The sequence below is a fragment of the Kamptonema sp. PCC 6506 genome, from assembly GCF_000180455.1.
Classification (GTDB): domain Bacteria; phylum Cyanobacteriota; class Cyanobacteriia; order Cyanobacteriales; family Microcoleaceae; genus Kamptonema; species Kamptonema formosum.
On record NZ_CACA01000055.1, the window covers coordinates 1 to 19,650 of the forward strand.

The following is a 19,650-nucleotide window of genomic DNA, read 5'->3' on the forward strand; positions in this document are numbered from 1 at the left end:
CTCATTTAAAAATTGGATCGCCAGAATTTCGCGCTCGCAGGCTGATGCCTAGAGCTTCCTTCCCACCTACCTCGTAAACCCCAATAAAGGAAAAATAGCGTTATGGGATTATTTGATCGCATTAGCCGAGTTGTGAGAGCCAATCTCAACGATATGGTCAATAAGGCTGAAGACCCAGAAAAGATTTTAGAACAGTCCATCATTGATATGCAGGAAGACTTGGTGCAGTTGCGCCAAGCTGTTGCTAGCGCGATCGCTACTCAAAAACGCACCCAGACACAGTACGCTCAGGCTGAATCTCAAGCCAACCAGTGGCAATCGCGAGCTCAGCTAGCTCTCCAAAAAGGAGATGAAAATTTGGCCCGCGAAGCGCTAGTTCGCAAGAAGTCTTACGCGGAAACGGCGGCGACGCTGAAGGCTAGCTTGGATCAGCAAACTGGTCAGATGGAAAGTCTCAAGCGCAACTTGGTCGCTCTGGAAAGCAAGATTTCCGAAGCTAAAACTAAGAAGGATATGCTTAAGGCGCGGATCTCTGCTGCTAAGGCTCAGGAGCAATTAAATAGCACGATCGGCTCCCTGAATACAAGCAGCTCTATGGGTGCTTTCGAGCGGATGGAAGAAAAAGTCTTGCAGATGGAAGCTCGTGCAGGTGCATCGGCGGAGTTGGCTGCTGGCTCTGGTTTGGAACAAGAGTTTCTGAAGTTGGAAGCTGGCGGTGGCGTTGACGATGATTTGGCGGCTCTGAAGGCGCAGATGAATTTGGCTCCAGCGACAACTGGTTCTCTCCCTGCGGCGGGTCAAACTTCTGGCACGTCGAATTCCGTTGTCGATCCTGAACTGGAAGAGTTGCGATCGCAGCTCAATAAAATCTAGTCTCTATCTACCGAAGGCAGGAGGTAAGAGGCAGGAGGCAGAAGGCAGGAGGCAGTTATCACACCTTTGTTATTTTGTCAACAATACTGAGATGTAAGTAATTGTCACAATATCCTTAGAAATTAATACAAAGATGCTAAACTCCAAGGGCAAGGTGCTTCTCAGAGTTTAAATGCCTCCTGTCACATCACCTGCTATGCCCCGGAAACTTTTCATCGGCTTTTTAAGGATAAATTTTACAGTCGCACTGCTTTGTAACTGCTCAGTTACAGCATTTTATCCTCAGCCATTAAGAGCTCAAACTGCTGAAAGCAACCTCACATTATCGGAAGTATCATCACAAAGTCCACTTCTTCCCAGTCCTACCCTTGTTAAGGGGAGAATGCTCGATCGAGGGGGTGAGATTTCGTACTCAACTGAGTTGAAAGCTGCTTTAATTCCATCAAGTCCGGCTGTTTCTCAATTTGCCAAGAGCTGGGGGAAGCAATCTCAAAGCCTGATGATGGCGGTTCCAGAAGACGAGCGATCGCGAATATTATCCTCAATTCCGCTGGTAATTCCACCTAAAAACATTGCCAATAGGCTAGATATCAGCTCAAATGAAGGCTTAGACAACTCACAAGTATCTCAGCTTCCCAATCCTGGGATACCTACTCCGCCGCCACAGCCAGAATTACCAATACCATCGCCTTTACCTCCTCCAGAAGAACTCCTCCAGCCTTCAACGCCAGCTCCCGGCGATCGTGAAGAAATCCCCAATGTTCCAGGGACGGTGACAGTCGAGCGGTTTGAAGTAGTTGGTAGCACTGTCTTCAGTAAAGAAGAATTAGACAAGTTACTAGCAGATTTTACGGGTCGCCCGATCTCTTTTGCCGAACTGCTGCAAGCTCGTTCGGCTGTAACGCAACTTTACATCAGCAAAGGCTACATCACTTCCGGCGCACTGATTCCGCCTCAAAGTATGACGGGGGGTGTGGTCAAGATTCAGGCGATCGAAGGTAGGTTAGAAAGTATTAGTGTGGCAGGGAATCAGCGGCTTAATCCTGAGTATGTACGGAGTCGATTGGCGATCGCTACTCAAGCTCCTCTGAATCAAAACCAGCTATTAGAAGCTCTGCAACTGCTGCAACTCAACCCCCTCATCCAAAATATCTCCGCTGAGCTGCAAGCAGGATCGCGCCCCGGTTTAAACTTGCTGGAAGTGCGGATTAAAGAAGCAAAAACTTTGAACTCACGCATTTTTGCTGATAATGGGCGCTCTCCCAGCGTGGGGACTTTCCGACGGGGGGCAGAAATTGGCTCAGGTAATGTATCGGGTAGGGGCGATCGCGCCAGTTTGACTTATACAAACACAGATGGCAGTAATAGTGTGGAGCTTAACTACACGCTACCTGTGAATCCACGTAATGGCACTGTCAGTTTTCAGCTCAGTAGGAGCAAGAGCAATATTATTGAGCCGCCCTTTGACGAACTGGACATTGAAGCCAAAAGCCGTGACTACGAATTAACCTACCGCCAGCCAATAGTCCAAACTCCTAACCAAGAAATTGCCTTGGGGATCAGTGCTGCTCGGCGAGAAAGCGATACCTTTTTGTTGGGCGTAGAATATCCTTTGTCACCCGGATCTGACGATCGCGGCAGAACTCGCATTTTTGCAGTTAGAGCCTTTCAGGAATACACCCAGAGGGGAGCCAGACAAGTTTTTGCGGCGCGATCGCAATTCAGTCTCGGAATCGGAGCCTTTGATGCTAGTGTCAACAATTCCGAACCTGACGGTCAATTTCTGGCCTGGCGGGGTCAAGCACAGTATTTGCGCTTGCTAGCACCAGATACGCTGTTGTTATTGCGATCGGATGTGCAATTAGCTGCTGGGGAACTCGTACCCTTGGAGCAAATTGGTTTGGGAGGCTTAGACACTGTGCGGGGTTATCGTCAAGATTTATTGCTGACGGATAATGGAGTTTTTGCTTCCGCTGAGGTCAGGTATCCAATTTATCGCACCGGCGATAAAAAAGGGATTTTGCAGCTAACGCCGTTTATTGACTTTGGTAGAGCTTGGAATAGCGGTTCTAAAGGAGAACCTGACCCGAATACTTTGGTATCTGCGGGGTTAGGTTTGCGGTGGCAATATGGCGATCGCTTTACAGCTCGCTTTGAGTGGGGAATTCCTTTGATTGAAGTCAAATCTAGTGACAGAACCCTGCAAGAAAGAGGGCTGTATTTTTCTATAGAGTTTAAACCTTTTTAGAAGGAAGAAGGGAGAGGGAAGAAAAATCGGCTTTACTATTGGCGGAATGACGATCTTCCGCTATATATGTGGATAACGAGTCCGAACTAGAGTTCTTTTCTGGTTACATCACCTAATTAAACCAATAGGTTTTTTAAGAAAATCATGTCTAAAGTGCAGTCGCTATTTCTCAGCTCTTTTGCATCAGGGTTTGCTCTTTGCTCAGTCATTTTCGCCATATTTACGATGACATCAGGGTTATCCTTTATGAGTTTTTTTCGGTTTCTATTAGCTTTGTTGTTTTTGGGAATCAATTTATTGTTTGCAGTACATTACTATACGGCAATGTCAAAAGAGTTAAATTTTAGGAATAGAAATAAAGCCAGAATTCAAAAATAAACTCTGCCAATTCTAACTCGCTTTGTACGAGTTCATACTGTTCTTGAATAAACCGTATAAATTGCAGAGATCCCATAGTTCAAGCAAACTAGGCTCTTAATAATTGATTTAGGATTGCTATAATAAGCAGGTGGACATAAATAAACGTAAACGTAAGGTGGGCGCAAGCCGAAAGCATATTAGCTACTCGCGATCAGATTTTTGTGGCTTGCGCCCACCCTACAAGTTATATATGCGTTTAATTATGTCCGACTACTTAGCTTTAAGCTCAATTCTTAAATCCACGTTTACCAGGGTAATAAAAATGCTTGATTTCCTCAATCCTATTTTAGGCCGCCATCCAGAACGCATTAAAGCCAATGTGGAAATTTATACTTGGCAAACTTGTCCTTACTGCATGAGGGCAAAATTATTGCTGTGGTGGAAAGGCGTAAACTATACTGAATACAAAATTGACGGCGACGAAGCAGCTAGAAATCAAATGGCTGAACGTGCAAATGGACGGCGTAGCGTACCGCAAGTTTTCATTAATAATGAGCACGTTGGTGGTTGTGATGACATCTATAAATTAGATGGAAATGCACAGTTAGATCCGTTGTTAAGTCAGCCATCTGCTTAGTATAGGGACTGCTTTGAAAACTCTTAAAATTGCTAGGTGAAGAGACCAAAAATCCCCATATTCAGGAGATTTTTGGTCTCTATGAATAGGAAAATTTGCTCAGATTATCTTTACGCCATTGAGCATCTTCCCGTCGGTTTGTTTGTAATTCTAAGGCGCGAATACCGCTGCTAGGTAGTGGGTTTAAACGTTGTTTTAACTGTTCCCAAGAATTAATAATCTCATGTTCAACCCCGTAAGTTGCACATAACTGGGAAAAGTTAATATTTTGGGGAGTAGCAAAAAATTCTTCAAAGGTAGGTTCAAACTTAGCTATAGGCAACATTTCAAAAATGCCACCACCGTTGTTATTAATTAAAATAATTGTTAGATGCCCGACAAATTTATTTTTCAGTAAAAATCCATTTGTATCGTGTAAAAGGGCTAAATCTCCTGTTAACAGCACACTACTTTGATTGCGGTAGGCAATGCCTAAAGCTGTTGATAAAGTGCCATCAATTCCATTAGCTCCTCGATTAAAAAAAGGTTGTATATTTAAGTTATTAGGAACCCAGAAAAATTCTACATCTCTCACTGGCATACTGTTGGCAATAAATATCGGGGTTGCGGTTGGTAAAATTTGGGAAATTAGCCAAGCAGCTTTTGGTTCCACTATATTATTAATAGTATTCATTTTCTGGTCAATAGCTGTTCTGATTTTGGCTTCGGTGTTACACCATAATTGCAGATATTCGTTGGTTGAACTGGACTCGGTAAATTTCCTCTCAAAAAGTATAGAAGCAATAGATTCTACTGATGTTCTTAGGTGGGAAGTTTTACCATGCAGCGGGTCAAAATTGCGATCGCTAGGGTCAATTATCCATCGTCTAGGTTGGGTATCTTCTAACCAAGTTCGGAGGTTTTTACTGATGGGTAATTCGCCTAGTTGAATGACAATATCTGGTGTTAATTTTTCTGCTATTTCTTGGTTTCGTAGAATTAAGTCATAAGTGGAAATTAGATCGGGATTTAATTGAGAGTAATTTCTTAAGGGTGATAGTCCTTCTGCTAAAACTGGCGCTCCTAAAGATTGAGAAATCTGTGCAACTGCATGGCAATATATTTCGGGAAATTGAGGCTGCGCGATGCCAGCAATGACAAGTATTTTATGATATTTTTGATGGAATAAATCAGTCAAAAAATTTTCACTTTTTGGGGATATTTTACTCCCATATTCTTCGTTATTACCAGGCAAAAAATGACAGCTATCAAAGAAATTTTCGGGAGAAAATTTAGCTTGTAATGCTGTGGTTGCTATTTCTGGAATAGGTGCAAGAGGCTCGCGAAAGGGAATATTGAGATGGACTGGGCCGGGAACAGGAAAAAGTGCCTGTTCCCAAGCATGAATTGCTGTTTGCCGCAAATAGTTTAGCATTCCTGTTTCCGCAGATGGCAAGGCTAATTCAGTTTGCCAATTGGGGTAATTGCCATATAATTTAACTTGGTCAATGGCTTGACCTGCATGACATCCACGCATTTCTGGAGGACGATCTGCTGTTAATATTAGTAGAGAAATTTTACTTTCTTTAGCTTCAATTATGGCAGGAAAAAAGTTAGCGCTAGCAGTTCCAGAGGTACAAACAACTGCTACTGGAAAACCAGTTTTTTTTGCTATTCCTAATGCAAAAAATGCTGCTGAACGTTCATCAAGGATGGGGATTGTTTCGACTTTACTATTCTGAGCAAAGGCAATTGTCAATGGTGTAGAACGGGAGCCTGGACAAATGATAGCGGTGGTTAATCCTAGACGTTGCCAAGTCTCTACTAAGATGGAAGACCAAAGGGTATTTGTATTACGAAAATCTATCATTTGGTAGGTGTTAGTTGTTGATTGTTAGTTGTTGGTTGATATAGCAGGAGGCAGGAGGAAAATGCAATACTAGAAATGGTTTGGGGGATGGAGAATGCCCTAACCGTTGTGGCGGTTGCTATAATTGATAAGCTGTTACGTTATTAATATCGGGACTTAAACCCAAACTCTTTCCCGGCAAGAGAAGACGAAATATATGATAAGTTAACATACAAATTCAATGCGTATAATTTTAATTATTAATGGTAACACATAAGTTGTTAGCTTCTGCTTTTTTCCTTCTTCTCTCTTCCTTATTCCTTCAAACTAAAGCATTTAAAAGCGCTTGCAATTTCAGTTTAATTTCTGCTAACTCTTTGTCTGGTTCAGAACCCGAAACAATACCAGCACCAGCATATAGTCTAGCGCGATCGCCGTCTATGAAAGCAGAGCGAATCCCGACAGCAAATTCACCATTTCCTTGATGATCTACCCAACCTAAAGGTGCTGCATAAAGAGAGCGATCGAATGTTTCATAACGGCGAATTTGCTCTAAGGCAATATCTCTAGGTACACCTGCAACTGCGGGTGTAGGATGGAGCTCTGCTAAAATATTCAATAAATGAATTTCTGCGGAAACTTGAGCTTTGATAGGTGTCCATAAATGCTGAATATTGGAAAGTTGTAAGAGGTGTGGTTGGGAAGATGTATGAGGTTTGATGCCGAGGTTAGATAGGCGTTCGATGATAAAATCAATGACGGCGCGATGTTCTCGTAAATCTTTTTCACTGCATAGTAAACCATTAGCTAAGTTTGCATCTTCAGATATAGTTTTACCCCTGGGTGCTGAACCTGCTAAAGCATCTGTTACTAAGTGATGGTTGTGGATGCTAATTAAGCGTTCTGGACTGGCTCCTATAAAATTTTGACCTTTGCCGTTACTGGTGGAAAATATGTAACACCCTGGATAGATAAGGCGTAAATTATCCAAGGAATTAATCAAATTAAACTCGGTTTGTGAAAATACATCTATGGCATGGGAAAGGACGATTTTACTAAAATATTTAGATTTGATTAATTCTAAAACAGATTTTACAGATGTTTCAAATTGCCGGGGATTATTCATGTTTATTTTTTTTAAATAAACTGAGCTGTTGTTAGGAATTATTAATGATTTGTATTTTCCTGAGCTGATTTTGTTGATTTTGCTCCACATTTCGTCAGCCATGAGCTTAATATTTATATCTATATCGATGACTGTGTTGGCAACGAGAATATAGCTATTGTTTTGTCTTGTAATCTGCCAGCGAGGTAAAAATATGGTGGCTGGGGGAAAGTCAAAGCTAGGAGCGATGTTCTCATCGAAAAAAGTAAAACTACAGAAGAAATGTGGCCCGCTAAAGGGAATATGTGTAGTACCAATGGCAACTGTAATATCGAGGCATGACTGAATAAAATCTTGAGCGAGGGAAAATCGCTGAGATCCTTCCAGTGTTAAATAAATAGCAGAATCAATGGCTGCGATCGCGAATCCGCTGCTGATATCTGGTGCCCCTGAATCTTTTTTTTCAAAGTAAAAATGTCGTCGATCTGGTTCAGCAATTGCTTGAAGGACGGCAAGGGGATCGACGACAGCAATTTCCAGAGAAATACTAACTATTTTTGTCGGGTCTTTTTCAGTTAAAGACTGCTGACAATCTAACAGAAATTGATGCAGTTCCTTGCGGTCTTGAAAAAGATGAGTGCGATGGGGTATCACTGGCATGGAAGCAAAAATAGCAGATTTTTCTGAAGGATCGCGGGTATATTTAGGTACAACTCCCTATCCAATCTAAGCACTGTTCGCGATCGCTAGACACGCCGCGCCACATCTGTATGCCTGTTGACGCTCCCGGCAAAGGGCAAGAGCGGGAGACTAAGAAGCGGGAGACTCCTAGAATCGGAGTGTTCTTCCTCTCACGGACTCCCCTTTAGGGGGTTATGTCTTGAGCGATCGCGGGCTGGGCGATCGGCGAGGATCGCTGTCTAGGTACGCCCCACACGCACTCCCATCCTATACAGAGTACACCTTCGCACCCAATAAAATTGTAAAATTGCTAGGCTCGTAACAATTTAATCAAGTTTGCGTAATGACAACAAAATTAATTGAGCCTAGCAACAGTAAGTTATGGCTAGCGGCAATCAAGCCGCCGATGTACAGCGTGGCGATTATTCCAATTTGGGTGGGAACTGCGATCGCTTTTGCTGAAACTAAAAGGATTAATGCGCCAATTTTTTCTACTTTTCTCATGGCAGCCATTTTAATTTTGGCTTGGCTGAATCTCAGCAATGATGTATTTGATGCAGACACAGGCATTGATAAAAACAAGGCTCATTCTGTTGTTAACTTGACGGGAAATAAAACTTTGATTTTCTGGTTGAGCAATTTATTTTTAGCTCTAGGTGTGTCGGGAATTTTCGCGATCTCCTGGTGGCAACAAGACCCAACGGTGATTTGGCTGGTAATCGTATGCTGCATTTTAGGCTATAGCTATCAAGGGCCACCTTTCCGTTTAGGATATCAGGGCTTAGGGGAAATTATTTGCTTTTTTACTTTTGGCCCTTTGGCTGTAGCCGCAGCTTATTACAGTCAAACTCAAGCTTGGTCGAGAACAAATTTTGCTGCCTCTGTAATTGTGGGAGTTGTTACTAGCATTATCTTATTTTGTTCTCATTTTCACCAAATTGAAGATGATTTAGCGGCTGGGAAAAAATCACCCATTGTCAGGCTGGGGACAAAAACAGGTGCTAATTTATTAGTATGGTTATGCGGTAGTCTGTTTGCTTTGACTATTGCATTTTATGCTCTGGGCTTTTTCCCAATTTGGACGTTATTAATTTTTGGGAGTTTACCATTTGCAATCAAGCTTTGTCGCCATGTCAACGAGTATCACGGTCAACCTGGAAAGGTTAGCAATTCTAAGTTTATAGCAGTAGCTTTGCATTTTATTAGTGGTTTACTGCTGGGATTAGGGTTTGTCTTACCCATCGGATGATATTCAGTTATTATGGAGGTATGACCCGCTTAAATTGAGTAATCGCTTTTTTCAGCAAGCTTTCAATACAGTCTTTGACTGGGTGAGTCATACCCCATTTTGACACATAGAACGGAGCGTTAAAGTATGAATGCTAAAGCAGAAATTAGCCAAATTCTAACTCTCGAAGAAATTATCAGCTTATATCCTGACGAATGGGTACTAATTGTTTCCCCAGAACTGGATGAGGATCTGAATGTGATTCGCGGCGAAGTCTTGATACATTCACCTGAGCGAGATGATGTTTACAGTCAGCTTTCATTAAGAAAGGGCAGACCTGTAGCAATAGAATATACTGGGTCTATACCTGAAGACCTAGCGGTGATGTTGTGACAAAAAGAAGACGTTATCAAAAAACTTATCACTTATTCCCTCACGGGCGGAATTTGCTTAGAGTGCAAGCAACTGTCGGCGCTATAGAAAGCGGTGACTTTGTTCGGCTACGTTTGTTAGTGGATACGGGAGCCAGTTTTACTATCTTGCCGATTCAGGTATTAAAGGATTTAGGTTATGATATTCATAATCCTTTACGCAGGCAAGAAATATTTACAGGTCAAGGAAGAATCTATGCTCCTGTTGTTAGGACATCTTGGTTCAACTGTGTAGGGCAACTAATAGAGAATTTTGAAATAATTGCCCATGATATACCATCACCTCTCCGTTTAGATGGTCTTCTTGGCATGGATTTTCTCTGCCCTTTTCGAGCAGTAATCTCCGTTAGCAGTGCGGAAATTCGCTATCAGCGCAGGTAACTCAATTTACTAATTCGTACATCCGACTTTAAAATGATAATAAAAATTGGAAATTATCAATTTCACTATTTTTTAAAGGGCAGCAATTATCAACCGATAATCTTATTTTTACACGGATTTATGGGCAACAATCAGGACTTTGACGCAGCAATTTCCCTATTATACCAAAATTTCTATTGTCTAGCAGTTGATCTTCCCGGACACGGAAAAACCAGAGTTATTGGTGGTGAAGATTGCTATACAATGCCTAAGACAGCCCAAGCCTTGATAACATTACTAGACAATCTAGAAATTGATAAATGTTTGTTATTTGGCTATTCAATGGGTGGGCGATTGGCACTATACATGAGCCTTTATTTTCCCTCCCGTTTTGATAAGGTGATATTGGAGTCAGCATCTCCCGGATTGAGGCAGAAATCGGAGCGCGAACAACGTTTGCAAGCTGATTTACACCTAGTACAAAAATTGAAAACAAGCGACTTCAAAGACTTTTTATTAAACTGGTATAATCAGCCTTTATTCAAATCTTTAAAAGTTCGCCAAGATTTTGAACAATTAATAGAACGCAAGCTAGATAATAATCCAATCGAGTTAGCCAAATCCCTCCGTAATATGGGAACCGGCAATCAGCCGTCTCTATGGGAGGAACTTGAAAAAAATAAAAAACCTATGCTGTTGCTAACGGGAGAATATGATGATAAATTTATAGCTATCAATACAGAGATGGCAAGTTTATGCCCGAAGGCTAAGTTAGAAGTTATACCCAAGACTGGTCATAATATTCACTTAGAAAACCCGAATAAATTTGTCACAATTCTGATGAAATTTTATTGCTCAGCAGAAAGTTGATGTTATACCAATTTGATTTTCGCATCTATCAACGTAAGTTCAATCGACCTTTACAAACCAATCACGGCGATTGGAATATTCGAGAAGGAATTATCATTCGTCTGACTGGAGAAACTGGTAAATTTAGTTTAGGTGAAATTGCTCCCATTAATTGGTTGGGTTCCGAAAGTTTCGAGCAAGCTATAGATTTTTGTCGCCAGTTACCAGCAAGAATTAAAGAGGAGATTATTTTATCGATTCCCACTGAATTACCCGCCTGCCAATTTGGTTTTGAGTCTGCTTGGGAAAATATTGAGCAACCAAGACAAAATACAGCTCCCCCTTACCCACAATTGGCAAAAGATGGCGATCAAATCCAAAATCAATACAGTGGTTTATTGCCATCTGGGAAAGCAGCTTTACAGGTATGGCAAACACTATGGAATCAAGGATATCGCACGTTTAAATGGAAAATAGGAGTTGGTCAAATTCAAGAAGAACTTCAAGTTTTTGAACAATTAATTTCTGCTATTGTTCAGATGGAAACTCTAGTATTTTTGCGCTTAGATGCCAATCAGGGACTAACCTATAAAGACGCTTGCCAATGGTTAGAAATCTGCGATTCTATAACTGCTAATGAGCAAGCGAACATAAATATTGAATTTATAGAACAACCATTACCTGTAAATCAATTCGATCTCATGTTACACTTATCCAGTAGCTATTCTACTCCCATTGCTTTAGATGAATCGGTTGTTACCATTAATCAGATGCAAGAATGTTATCAGCAAGGTTGGCGGGGAATTTTTGTAATTAAACCTTGCATAGCTGGTTCCCCTTCACAATTGCGACAATTTTGCCAAAGCCATGATATTGATGCTGTTTTTTCATCAGTCTTTGAAACTAAGATTGGAAGAGAAAAAGCACTGAGTTTAGCCTTTGAACTTTCCCATCATAATAGAGCATTAGGTTTTGGTGTCAACCACTGGTTTGATGAAGAGGAAGAAAGCTGGTTAGAGCATTTATGGCACAACATTTAATTCCCGATATTTTAGAAAATTTATCGCGTTTACCTAATAACTGGCTTATTGGTTACGACAGTGGCGAAGTTGCCAGGATTGCAGAGCAAAAGTTCCATAATTTAACACAATTAGATAATATTAACATCCCCCCGATAATTTTACTGGCGGAGCGAGAACCCGTGCAATTTATCGCCAGTTTTATTGCCGCTTGTGCGGCGGGAAGTCAGATTTTTCTCTGCAATCCTAACTGGGTAAAACAGGAGTGGGAGCAAGTTTTTAATTTAGTTAATCCTGACATAATTTGGGGACAAGACGCAGAATATCTAAAAAGTAATTACCAATTACCAATTACCAATTACCAATTACCAATTACCAATTACCAATTAATAATGATTCCTACTGGAGGTTCGTCAGGAAAAATTAAATTTGCTATCCATACCTGGGAAACTTTGGTGGCATCGGTAGAAGGATTTAAACAATATTTCCAATTATCCGCCATTAATTCATTTTGCGTATTGCCGCTATATCACGTCAGTGGATTAATGCAATTTATGCGCTCGTTTACTAGCGGCGGTAAACTGGTAATCGTACCATTTAAAGCACTTGAATCTAATGATAAAGGTGAGATAAACCCCGCAGATTTTTTCATTTCTCTAGTGCCAACTCAACTACAATGCTTGCTAGAAAATCCAGATATAGCTAGTTGGTTATCTCGCTTTCCTACTGTCCTTTTAGGTGGTGCTCCAGCTTGGAATTCACTATTAGAAGAAGCTAGAAAATACCGCATTCGATTAGCTCCAACTTATGGTATGACAGAAACGGCTTCCCAAATTGCGACACTCAAACCAGAATATTTCCTGGCGGGAAATAACAGCTATGGTCAGATTTTGCCCCATGCGAAGGTGAATATTGTTAGTGGGAGTCACGAAGTATTAGCTGATAATCAAATAGGAAATATTACTATTAATGCTGATTCCTTAACGTTAGGTTATTATCCTAAAATATTTGGAAATAGAGATAATTTTCACACAGATGATCTGGGATATTTAGATGAATATGGTTATTTAAATATTGTAGGACGTAGCAGTGATAAAATTATAACTGGGGGCGAAAATGTATTTCCTGCTGAGATAGAAGCGGCAATTAGAGCTACTGGTTTAGTAACTGATATCTGCGTAATTGGCTTACCAGATAACTATTGGGGTCAAATTGTAACTGTGGTTTATGTTTCTACAAAACCAGAGGTTTCTACTGCATCTTTGCAAATTGCAATCGAGGATAAATTGAGCAAATTTAAGCGGCCTAAATACTGGATGAGTGTCGAAAGTTTGCCGCGCAATTCTCAAGGTAAAGTCAACCGCGAACGGTTACAAGAAATTGCCATAAAATCTTTGAAGGCTAATGATTAGATTGAATTTCACAGGCAAATTTTTAATTTTTTTACTGTTAATCTTCTGGCAATTCGCCAAAGCGTTCCCGATAGCGAGCTAACAAATTCTGGGATTCGATAGCGATTTCTTCTGGCGTGGCAACAAGTTTACCATCTGGTGTTAAAAAGCGCAATTGCGAATTATGAATCCCCAGAAATAACTCAAGCTGTTGACTCCACAACCACCCTTCGGCGTTAGGTTCTAAGGGTTGATATTTTCCATCTACAAAATGGAATCCTGCAAATTCCAAATTGTAAGGATCGAACCAAAAATAATCGATTGTACGGAAATTTTCTGCGTAAATTTGCTTCTTTAAACCTTTATCTGTAGCAGCAGTAGAAGATGAAAGCAATTCTACAATGACATTCGGATACTTCCCGTCTTCTTCCCACACAACCCAACTTTTGCGTGGCTTGCGCTCGGTATTGAGGACAACGAAAAAGTCTGGCCCTCGGAAATCTTGAGATTTATTTTGGTTGGGGCTAAAGTAAACAGTAAGATTTCCAGAAACGTAGAAATCTTGCCTGTCGCGCCATAACCATTCTAGGAGGCGGATCAGTAGGTCAATTTGTTTGCGGTGTAAGTCGCTTTCCAAGGGAGGTTCGTTACTGTCAAGGTCGCCTGGTGGGAATATAATATCATCTTCTTTTTGATTTTGGGTTTCGGACGTAGGGGTTTGGATTTGGGTAAAAGTCATAGTTACTTTAGGAATAGACGATGAATATAGTTTAACGCTATTTCTGAGCTCAATTATTATTTACATTCACGAATATCCAAAAACTTTAACTGTCGATAAAGCATATCAATTAGAGGTAAATTAACACCTAATTCTTCAGCCATTCGCAGTGGATTGCCAAAAATCGCCTCAACTTCTAGCCGTTGTTTTCGATCGTAATCCAGTTTCATGCTAGTCCGATAAGGCTTCATTTTGTCAGTATAATCAAGCATTTTTGCGATAAAATCATCGGGAATAGTGCGATCGCAACTTTTTGCTCCCGCTACAACTTCCCACATCAATTTTTCCACCAAAATCCGCGTATCAGCATTAGCCATCAGTTCATCAGTTCTAGCATCCAGAACTACAGAAAGCCCATTATAAGGAATATTCCAGACAAGTTTCTTCCATCTGGCTAAAAGTAAATCTTCGCTGATTACTATAGGAATGCCAGCGGATTCAAAGTCATTAGCAATCTCACGTAATCTATCACTAATTCCACTTGGTTGATACTGAGCGGAGTATTCACCCATAGTAATTGTACCATAATCTAAGTGGCGAATATGACCTGCGCCCACCTTATTAGAACAAAGAAAGCACAAGCCTCCTATTACCCGTTTATTTCCGACAATTTCTGCTACTTTTGGTTCTATGCCTAGCCCATTTTGCAATACTAAAAAAATACTATTTGGGTTTGTAAAATGTGGTAATAATTCCGGGAGTAAATAATTTTGAGTAGTCTTCAAAGCCACAACTATAACATCACAGTTCGGCATTTGGTCAACATTTTTATAGGCGTGAACTTGTGGCAAAGTAAAGTCACCCTCTGGCGATTTTACCACCAAACCATTTTGCTTGACGTACTCGTAATCACTACGTAGCAGGAAATGGATATCTAAACCTGCTTGCTGTAATCTAGCACCATAGAAGCCGCCTAAAGCACCTGTTCCCAGAATAGCATAACTGCGATTTATCATAGTAAAAAAAGGTGAGCTTAAAAAAGTACGAATAGAAGTTTACTCATCATTTCTCCTTTTTAAGGAGCATTTAGGAATATATCTTACATAATTTTAGTAAGTTGTATAACCCAAAATAATTTAGCATCTAATATCTAAAATTGAGCTAGCCATTGGATTAACTCCTGAGATAAAGGTTGGCGCTTCCGAGTAGTTGCATCGATACAGACGTGCTTAGTAATTGCTTTAGCAGCACATCTATCTGCAACCTCATTAGAAAAAATTTGATAAGTAATTTCAAATTCATCATTTGCAAGCTGTTGAGGGGTTAAATCGATCGCCAATTCATTACCGCAAAACATGGGACGGTAAAAGTCTACGCTGGCATGAACAATTGGAATCGCCACCTTTGGGTTGCTAAAAAATACCTTAAGATTAATGGCGGATGCTGCTAGAGATGCTTCATAAGCTTCGTGGCAAATTGCCAAAACATTCGCAAAGTAAACCACACCAGCAGCATCAGTATCTTGAAAGCGAACTATTCGGAAATAAGTAAAGGGCATTAATGATTAATTGAGATTAAATTTGTTAAATATCCTTCACTTTATCGTTCAGGGCTTTACGAGTGACCGATCCAACAATTCCATCTGCCTCCAGAGAGGAATCTTGCTGAAACTGCTGGACTGCAACTTGAGTTGAATACTCAAATCTGCCATTAATTTTACCTCTGTAATAGCCCAAAGCTGCTAACTGCAATTGCAATTGTTTAACGCAACCATTACTGCTGCCTAACTTTAATAATTTAATGCCAGTTTGCGGTGAGTAGGGTTGAGCTTCACCACTTTCTAGTTTTGCCGAAGTTTCGGAGTCTAAAATACCACTTGATAGGAGATTATTGGCGCATTGAAATTCAGCTAGTGCCTCTTGAGTGATCGTTCCAAAAAATCCTGTAGATTTTACATTCTTTGGGAAGTAACCAAGCTCTTTCAATCGGTTTTGAAGCTCAACTACTGGGAAATCTTTGGTTCGATCGCTTAGTGCTGCGAAGGAAGTATTTACATTTCCCAAAACAGATACTACTGTCAAAACTGACGGGAGACAGAATAGAATCTTGCTAGTGAGTTGAGGACAATTCCATTCTCTTACTTGAGATGGTTGCTCGTAGGCTAGGTATAAGTGAGAGTAGGCGATATTATCCATAAATTTGCCTTTTTTGACTTTTAACTAGATTTTAAATGGGATCGAGAGCTCTATCAATGTATTGAAAATTTGAGATTTGAGACGATTATACTATTTTGGGATGTAACTACATCTCAAATTTTATTAATAGATGTGGCTCTCAAATCTCAAATTAAAATTATCCTTTGTTCTTGATCATCATTACATCTACGATCTTCAGCGCCGTCTCTTCTGAAATCTCTAATGCGCGATAGAGATCGTTCAAAAGTTTTTCTTCTTCTTCCGAAACTTCGCCATCTGCCAAGACAATATCAGTTGTAACAGCAAAAGCTGTTTCCCTGAGATCGTCAGGCAGTATTGCGGTAGCAGCATTAAATAGAACCTCAACACCTTGCCGCTGGAGAATACTCAGAAGGCGATCGATCATTTTTCTCATCACATCATTAGGATAGCTCCGAAAAAGTTGCATTCTTGATAGCGTAGTGCTAATAGCTTGACCTTCGCTATCAGTAATGTAACCATCGGCAGCAACAGCAATAAGTGCGATCGCAGCAAAAGCTTCGGCTGGGCCTAGAGTTACTTCACTTTGTTTGCGGTCGCCCGCTAGTTTATCAAACAAACCCATTGTCAGTTTCTCCTAATTGAGAGTTTGTATTATTACAATGATGGCACTGTCTGCTGATTTTTTCCAATATCTTGCCCAGAAATAGCTAAATCTGCTTGCAGAAAGTTAACAAATTGCCTTGCTGTTCTTCCCGAACGACCGTTGTGCCGGGTTGCCCACTCTTTAGCGCGAGATTCTAAATCTTCAGAACTGAGGTTAATTCCTGCTTGATTTGCTAAATGGCGGACAATCTTTAAGTAGATGTTTTGGTCGGCTGGTTCAAATGTTAAAGTTAAACCAAAACGATCGCTAAAGGAAAGTTTTTCCTGAACTGTATCCCAGGCGTGAACTTCATCACCGTCGCGGGGACGGGGCCTGTCTTCAAAAAATTCTCGAATTAAGTGCCGCCGATTAGAAGTAGCATAAACTACGACATTTAGAGGTCTAGCTGTGACGTTTCCTTCTAAAATTACTTTGAGAGATTTAAAAGCATCGTCATCTTCTTCAAAGGAGAGGTCATCTACAAAGATAATAAACTTTTGAGAAACACCGCGTAACTGCTCGATAATCAATGGCAAATCTTTCAGGTCGGATTTTGCTACTTCAATTAGGCGAAGATGGCGATTGCCAAACTCATTTAAGAGTGCCTTTACTAAGGATGATTTACCAGAGCCTCTGCTACCATAAAGTAAGACGTGCAAAGCAGGATATCCTGCTAGTAAAAATTTGGTATTTTTCAGCAATGCCTCGCGCTGGAACTCGTAACCCACTAACTCCGTCAACTTTACAGGGTCGGGATATGGGATGCTTGATAACTTCCCGGCTCGCCATTGGAAAGCTCGATACTTAGCAAACAATCCGCAGCCAAATTGCCGATAGTTAGCTGCTAGCATTTCTAGGGAATTTGACCAGTTTTCTAGCTTTTCTAATTTACTGCGTAGGGGCAATTCATGGTTTGCTTCTACGTCTTTTTTTTCTGAATGCCAAACAACAGGTGGAGCTGATAGTTGACCGGCGGTTCGTACCCATTTGCTGAGTTGGTCGCCGCTGCATTGATAAAGGCTTTGTAATATTTGTAAATCATGCCGTGCAGCATCAACTAAAGCTGGTGATAAGTTAGCAAAATCTACATTTTGAGCTTGGCGAGAAAAGGGGTTGTCATCTGTGATAATTTGTGCAATCAGATGTTCTTGCCAACTAATATTTTTAGCAGCTTGGACTTCAAACCACTTCCCATAGGCTTGCAGGCACTCAAAACTGTTGTCTCCGCTATGGTGGAGAGCTTGTAGGAGTTCGAGAAAGGCATGACCCACTTCACTTTTGAGAACGGATTGATAGAGCAACAGGGATGCGGCTTGGCGTTGGAGGAAGCGGATCTCTCCGATCGCTTGAAAGTTTAGGGAAGGCATATTGGTAATTGTATAGCAGATTCAGAGGGCAGCTATATTTGTAAATTTTCTAACAACTTGTGCAATTAATTGCAGACCTGGATGTATAAATTTAGATGCAGTTCTGCAATTAGGTAAATTAAACCATGAATTTAGGTATAGCCACCGCGATCGCCTATGGCATTTTAACTTTTGTTGGCGGCATTATTGGATATGCCAAGGCTCAAAGCAAAGCCTCTTTGATTTCTGGGAGTCTTAGCGGCCTGCTGCTGATTTTTAGCGGTATAGTCCAACTTCAGGGACAAAGTTGGGGTTTAATCTTAGCAACAGTTGTAGCTGCTGTGCTGGTAATTGTTTTTATTGCACGGCTAGTTAAAACTCGGAAATTGATGCCAGCGGGCTTAATGATTGCGGGAGGTCTGGTTTCTCTGGCACTGCTAGTTTATCAACTTAGCACAGTTTTAGAGCCAACAGTTTGAGGGTTGATTAATCAATATTACCCCTGTTATTACAGGGGTAAATTGAGAAAGAGTAGAATCCGAATTACCAATTACAAATTACAAATTAGCCTGTTAAGATCCTAAAAACTGACGAATCTTTTGTCTGTATGCCGCATTATTCAAACCTTCCCCGCGATCGGCACGAGCAGGATCTATAGATTGACTCATAGCAGCGATGCGATCGCTAGTTGCTGGGTGAGTGCTCAAAAACGTAGGAGGCGAAGATTTATTCAACAATTTTTTCATAAACTCAATCATGGCAGATTGAGCATAACCAGCCTGTCCCAGCATTCGCAATCCCAATTGATCCGCTTGATATTCCGCCTCTCGACTGTGGGGGCGACGCAAAGCTAATTCTACACCAATCTGTACGGCCAGATTTCGATCGAGTCCAGCAGCAGAAGCCACTCCTTGCGCGATCGCCATTTGACGCATTTGTTTAACCGAATGCCGAGCCACGATATGCCCAATTTCATGAGCTATGACACTTGCTAACTGTGCTTCATTATCCGCCGCCGCCATCAAACCCTTATTCACATAGACAAAGCCGCCCATTGTGGCAAAAGCATTGATATCGTCATCATCAACAATCTGGAAAGTATAAGGGATATTAGCGCGATCGCTCTGTTGAGCCAACAGTTGACCGATTTCATCAACATACCTAGTCGCAGCGCGATCGCGATAAATTTTAACTTCGCTACCCGTTAACTCTTTATTAATCTGTTCGCCAATCGAAACTTCTTGGCGATCGGATAGATTCGATAATTGTATTACCTGAATCCCGCGAAAAATTAGCTCTGGCAAAGATATCGCCTGACCCGGATGAGGCGAAACCAGCCAAATACCTGCAATTATGGAAAGAGACAACAACACATAGACTGTCCGACGGTAAGCACGTCGATAACTCAACCAGAAGCTTTTGAAGGCGATCGAGAAGGGTGAGAAAAATTTAAACATATAATTTAGTAGACCAAAGAACAAAAAGCCCCAACAACTCAGACGTACTTTCAAGCTGATTAGTTGCTATTTTAGCTTTCTATTGAAGAGATGGGCTAGGGGCTAGGGGCTAGGGAAAGGAAAGAAAGAGAAGATAGGGACTAGAGATTAGGGAAATAAGGGAGTTACTGATTAGGAAATAGAACAGGACAAAAAATTTCTTCTTCTCTTGCCCTAGTCCCTAGCCCCTAGTCCCTAGCCCCTTCTTCCCCTAACCACCAAGTGGCGGCGGATTTCTGACGGCAGTCATGGTAATCTCT

General features: G+C 41.1%; 19 protein-coding genes. 10 read left to right on the top strand and 9 right to left on the bottom strand.

The genetic code is table 11. The annotated features are described in order from the left end of the window. Window positions 1–102 precede the first annotated feature (102 nt). The 3 genes from OSCI_RS02695 (at window position 103) to grxC (ending at window position 4,118) form a co-directional block, all read left to right on the top strand. Window positions 103–873: a PspA/IM30 family protein gene (locus tag OSCI_RS02695; protein WP_007353315.1), complete on the top strand. Its 771-nt coding sequence runs from the start codon at window positions 103–105 to the stop codon at window positions 871–873. A 172-nt stretch (window positions 874–1,045) separates the two neighbouring features. Next, on the top strand, window positions 1,046–3,121 hold the full coding sequence (locus tag OSCI_RS02700) for a ShlB/FhaC/HecB family hemolysin secretion/activation protein (protein WP_234708696.1): 2,076 nt from the start codon (window positions 1,046–1,048) through the stop codon (window positions 3,119–3,121). Between the two features lie 682 nt (window positions 3,122–3,803). Further along, window positions 3,804–4,118, top strand: coding sequence for a glutaredoxin 3 (grxC, locus tag OSCI_RS02705; RefSeq protein WP_007353318.1), 315 nt, complete (start codon window positions 3,804–3,806; stop codon window positions 4,116–4,118). Between the two features lie 79 nt (window positions 4,119–4,197). On the opposite strand, the gene menD is transcribed toward grxC, so the two are convergent. Both menD and OSCI_RS02715 read right to left on the bottom strand, forming a co-directional pair. Next, window positions 4,198–5,967, bottom strand: a complete 1,770-nt coding sequence (menD, locus tag OSCI_RS02710; RefSeq protein WP_007353319.1) for a 2-succinyl-5-enolpyruvyl-6-hydroxy-3-cyclohexene-1-carboxylic-acid synthase — start codon at window positions 5,965–5,967, stop codon at window positions 4,198–4,200. Window positions 5,968–6,268: 301 nt separating this feature from the next. Continuing rightward, a complete protein-coding gene (locus tag OSCI_RS02715) occupies window positions 6,269–7,711 on the bottom strand; it encodes an isochorismate synthase (protein ID WP_007353320.1) in 1,443 nt (480 codons plus the stop codon). A gap of 364 nt (window positions 7,712–8,075) precedes the next feature. On the opposite strand from OSCI_RS02715, the gene menA reads away from it, so the two are divergent. The 6 genes from menA (at window position 8,076) to OSCI_RS02745 (ending at window position 13,031) form a co-directional block, all read left to right on the top strand. Then, window positions 8,076–8,981 carry a 2-carboxy-1,4-naphthoquinone phytyltransferase gene (gene menA / locus OSCI_RS02720; RefSeq protein ID WP_007353321.1) on the top strand — a complete coding sequence of 302 codons (906 nt, stop codon included), beginning with the start codon at window positions 8,076–8,078 and terminating at the stop codon, window positions 8,979–8,981. Between the two features lie 126 nt (window positions 8,982–9,107). Continuing rightward, complete coding sequence (locus OSCI_RS02725; RefSeq protein WP_007353322.1) at window positions 9,108–9,353, top strand: hypothetical protein; 246 nt, start codon at window positions 9,108–9,110, stop codon at window positions 9,351–9,353. Then, the gene (locus OSCI_RS02730) at window positions 9,350–9,772 is read left to right on the top strand and encodes a retropepsin-like aspartic protease (protein WP_019487867.1); all 423 of its coding nucleotides are present in this window, start codon (window positions 9,350–9,352) and stop codon (window positions 9,770–9,772) included. The genes OSCI_RS02725 and OSCI_RS02730 overlap by 4 nt, the downstream gene beginning before the upstream one ends. A 33-nt stretch (window positions 9,773–9,805) precedes the next feature. Next, the gene (menH, locus tag OSCI_RS02735; RefSeq protein ID WP_019487868.1) at window positions 9,806–10,621 is read left to right on the top strand and encodes a 2-succinyl-6-hydroxy-2,4-cyclohexadiene-1-carboxylate synthase; all 816 of its coding nucleotides are present in this window, start codon (window positions 9,806–9,808) and stop codon (window positions 10,619–10,621) included. After that, window positions 10,621–11,640: an o-succinylbenzoate synthase gene (locus OSCI_RS02740; protein ID WP_007353325.1), complete on the top strand. Its 1,020-nt coding sequence runs from the start codon at window positions 10,621–10,623 to the stop codon at window positions 11,638–11,640. Before menH ends, OSCI_RS02740 begins: the two co-directional genes overlap by 1 nt. Continuing rightward, complete coding sequence (locus tag OSCI_RS02745; RefSeq protein WP_007353326.1) at window positions 11,625–13,031, top strand: 2-succinylbenzoate--CoA ligase; 1,407 nt, start codon at window positions 11,625–11,627, stop codon at window positions 13,029–13,031. The genes OSCI_RS02740 and OSCI_RS02745 overlap by 16 nt, the downstream gene beginning before the upstream one ends. Before the next feature lie 37 nt (window positions 13,032–13,068). Here OSCI_RS02745 and OSCI_RS02750 read toward each other — a convergent pair whose 3' ends face one another. The 6 genes from OSCI_RS02750 to OSCI_RS02775 all read right to left on the bottom strand — a co-directional run bounded on the left by OSCI_RS02750 (window position 13,069) and on the right by OSCI_RS02775 (window position 17,915). Beyond that, window positions 13,069–13,749, bottom strand: coding sequence for a Uma2 family endonuclease (locus OSCI_RS02750; RefSeq protein WP_007353327.1), 681 nt, complete (start codon window positions 13,747–13,749; stop codon window positions 13,069–13,071). Window positions 13,750–13,805: 56 nt separating this feature from the next. Next, complete coding sequence (locus tag OSCI_RS02755; protein WP_007353328.1) at window positions 13,806–14,744, bottom strand: putative 2-dehydropantoate 2-reductase; 939 nt, start codon at window positions 14,742–14,744, stop codon at window positions 13,806–13,808. Window positions 14,745–14,878: 134 nt separating this feature from the next. Then, window positions 14,879–15,286 (bottom strand): acyl-CoA thioesterase, encoded by a 408-nt coding sequence (locus OSCI_RS02760; RefSeq protein ID WP_007353329.1) that lies wholly within the window; start codon window positions 15,284–15,286, stop codon window positions 14,879–14,881. 25 nt (window positions 15,287–15,311) lie between these two features. Continuing rightward, window positions 15,312–15,923: a peptidoglycan-binding protein gene (locus tag OSCI_RS02765; RefSeq protein WP_007353330.1), complete on the bottom strand. Its 612-nt coding sequence runs from the start codon at window positions 15,921–15,923 to the stop codon at window positions 15,312–15,314. A 157-nt stretch (window positions 15,924–16,080) separates the two neighbouring features. After that, window positions 16,081–16,527, bottom strand: coding sequence for a tellurite resistance TerB family protein (locus OSCI_RS02770; protein WP_007353331.1), 447 nt, complete (start codon window positions 16,525–16,527; stop codon window positions 16,081–16,083). A 32-nt stretch (window positions 16,528–16,559) separates the two neighbouring features. Continuing rightward, complete coding sequence (locus OSCI_RS02775) at window positions 16,560–17,915, bottom strand: ATP-binding protein (protein ID WP_007353332.1); 1,356 nt, start codon at window positions 17,913–17,915, stop codon at window positions 16,560–16,562. A gap of 125 nt (window positions 17,916–18,040) precedes the next feature. Between OSCI_RS02775 and OSCI_RS02780 the strand changes: the two genes are divergently transcribed. Next, window positions 18,041–18,373: a TMEM14 family protein gene (locus OSCI_RS02780; RefSeq protein ID WP_007353333.1), complete on the top strand. Its 333-nt coding sequence runs from the start codon at window positions 18,041–18,043 to the stop codon at window positions 18,371–18,373. 93 nt (window positions 18,374–18,466) lie between these two features. Here OSCI_RS02780 and OSCI_RS02785 read toward each other — a convergent pair whose 3' ends face one another. Then, the gene (locus tag OSCI_RS02785; RefSeq protein ID WP_051045185.1) at window positions 18,467–19,351 is read right to left on the bottom strand and encodes a M48 family metallopeptidase; all 885 of its coding nucleotides are present in this window, start codon (window positions 19,349–19,351) and stop codon (window positions 18,467–18,469) included. Window positions 19,352–19,650: the final 299 nt, after the last annotated feature.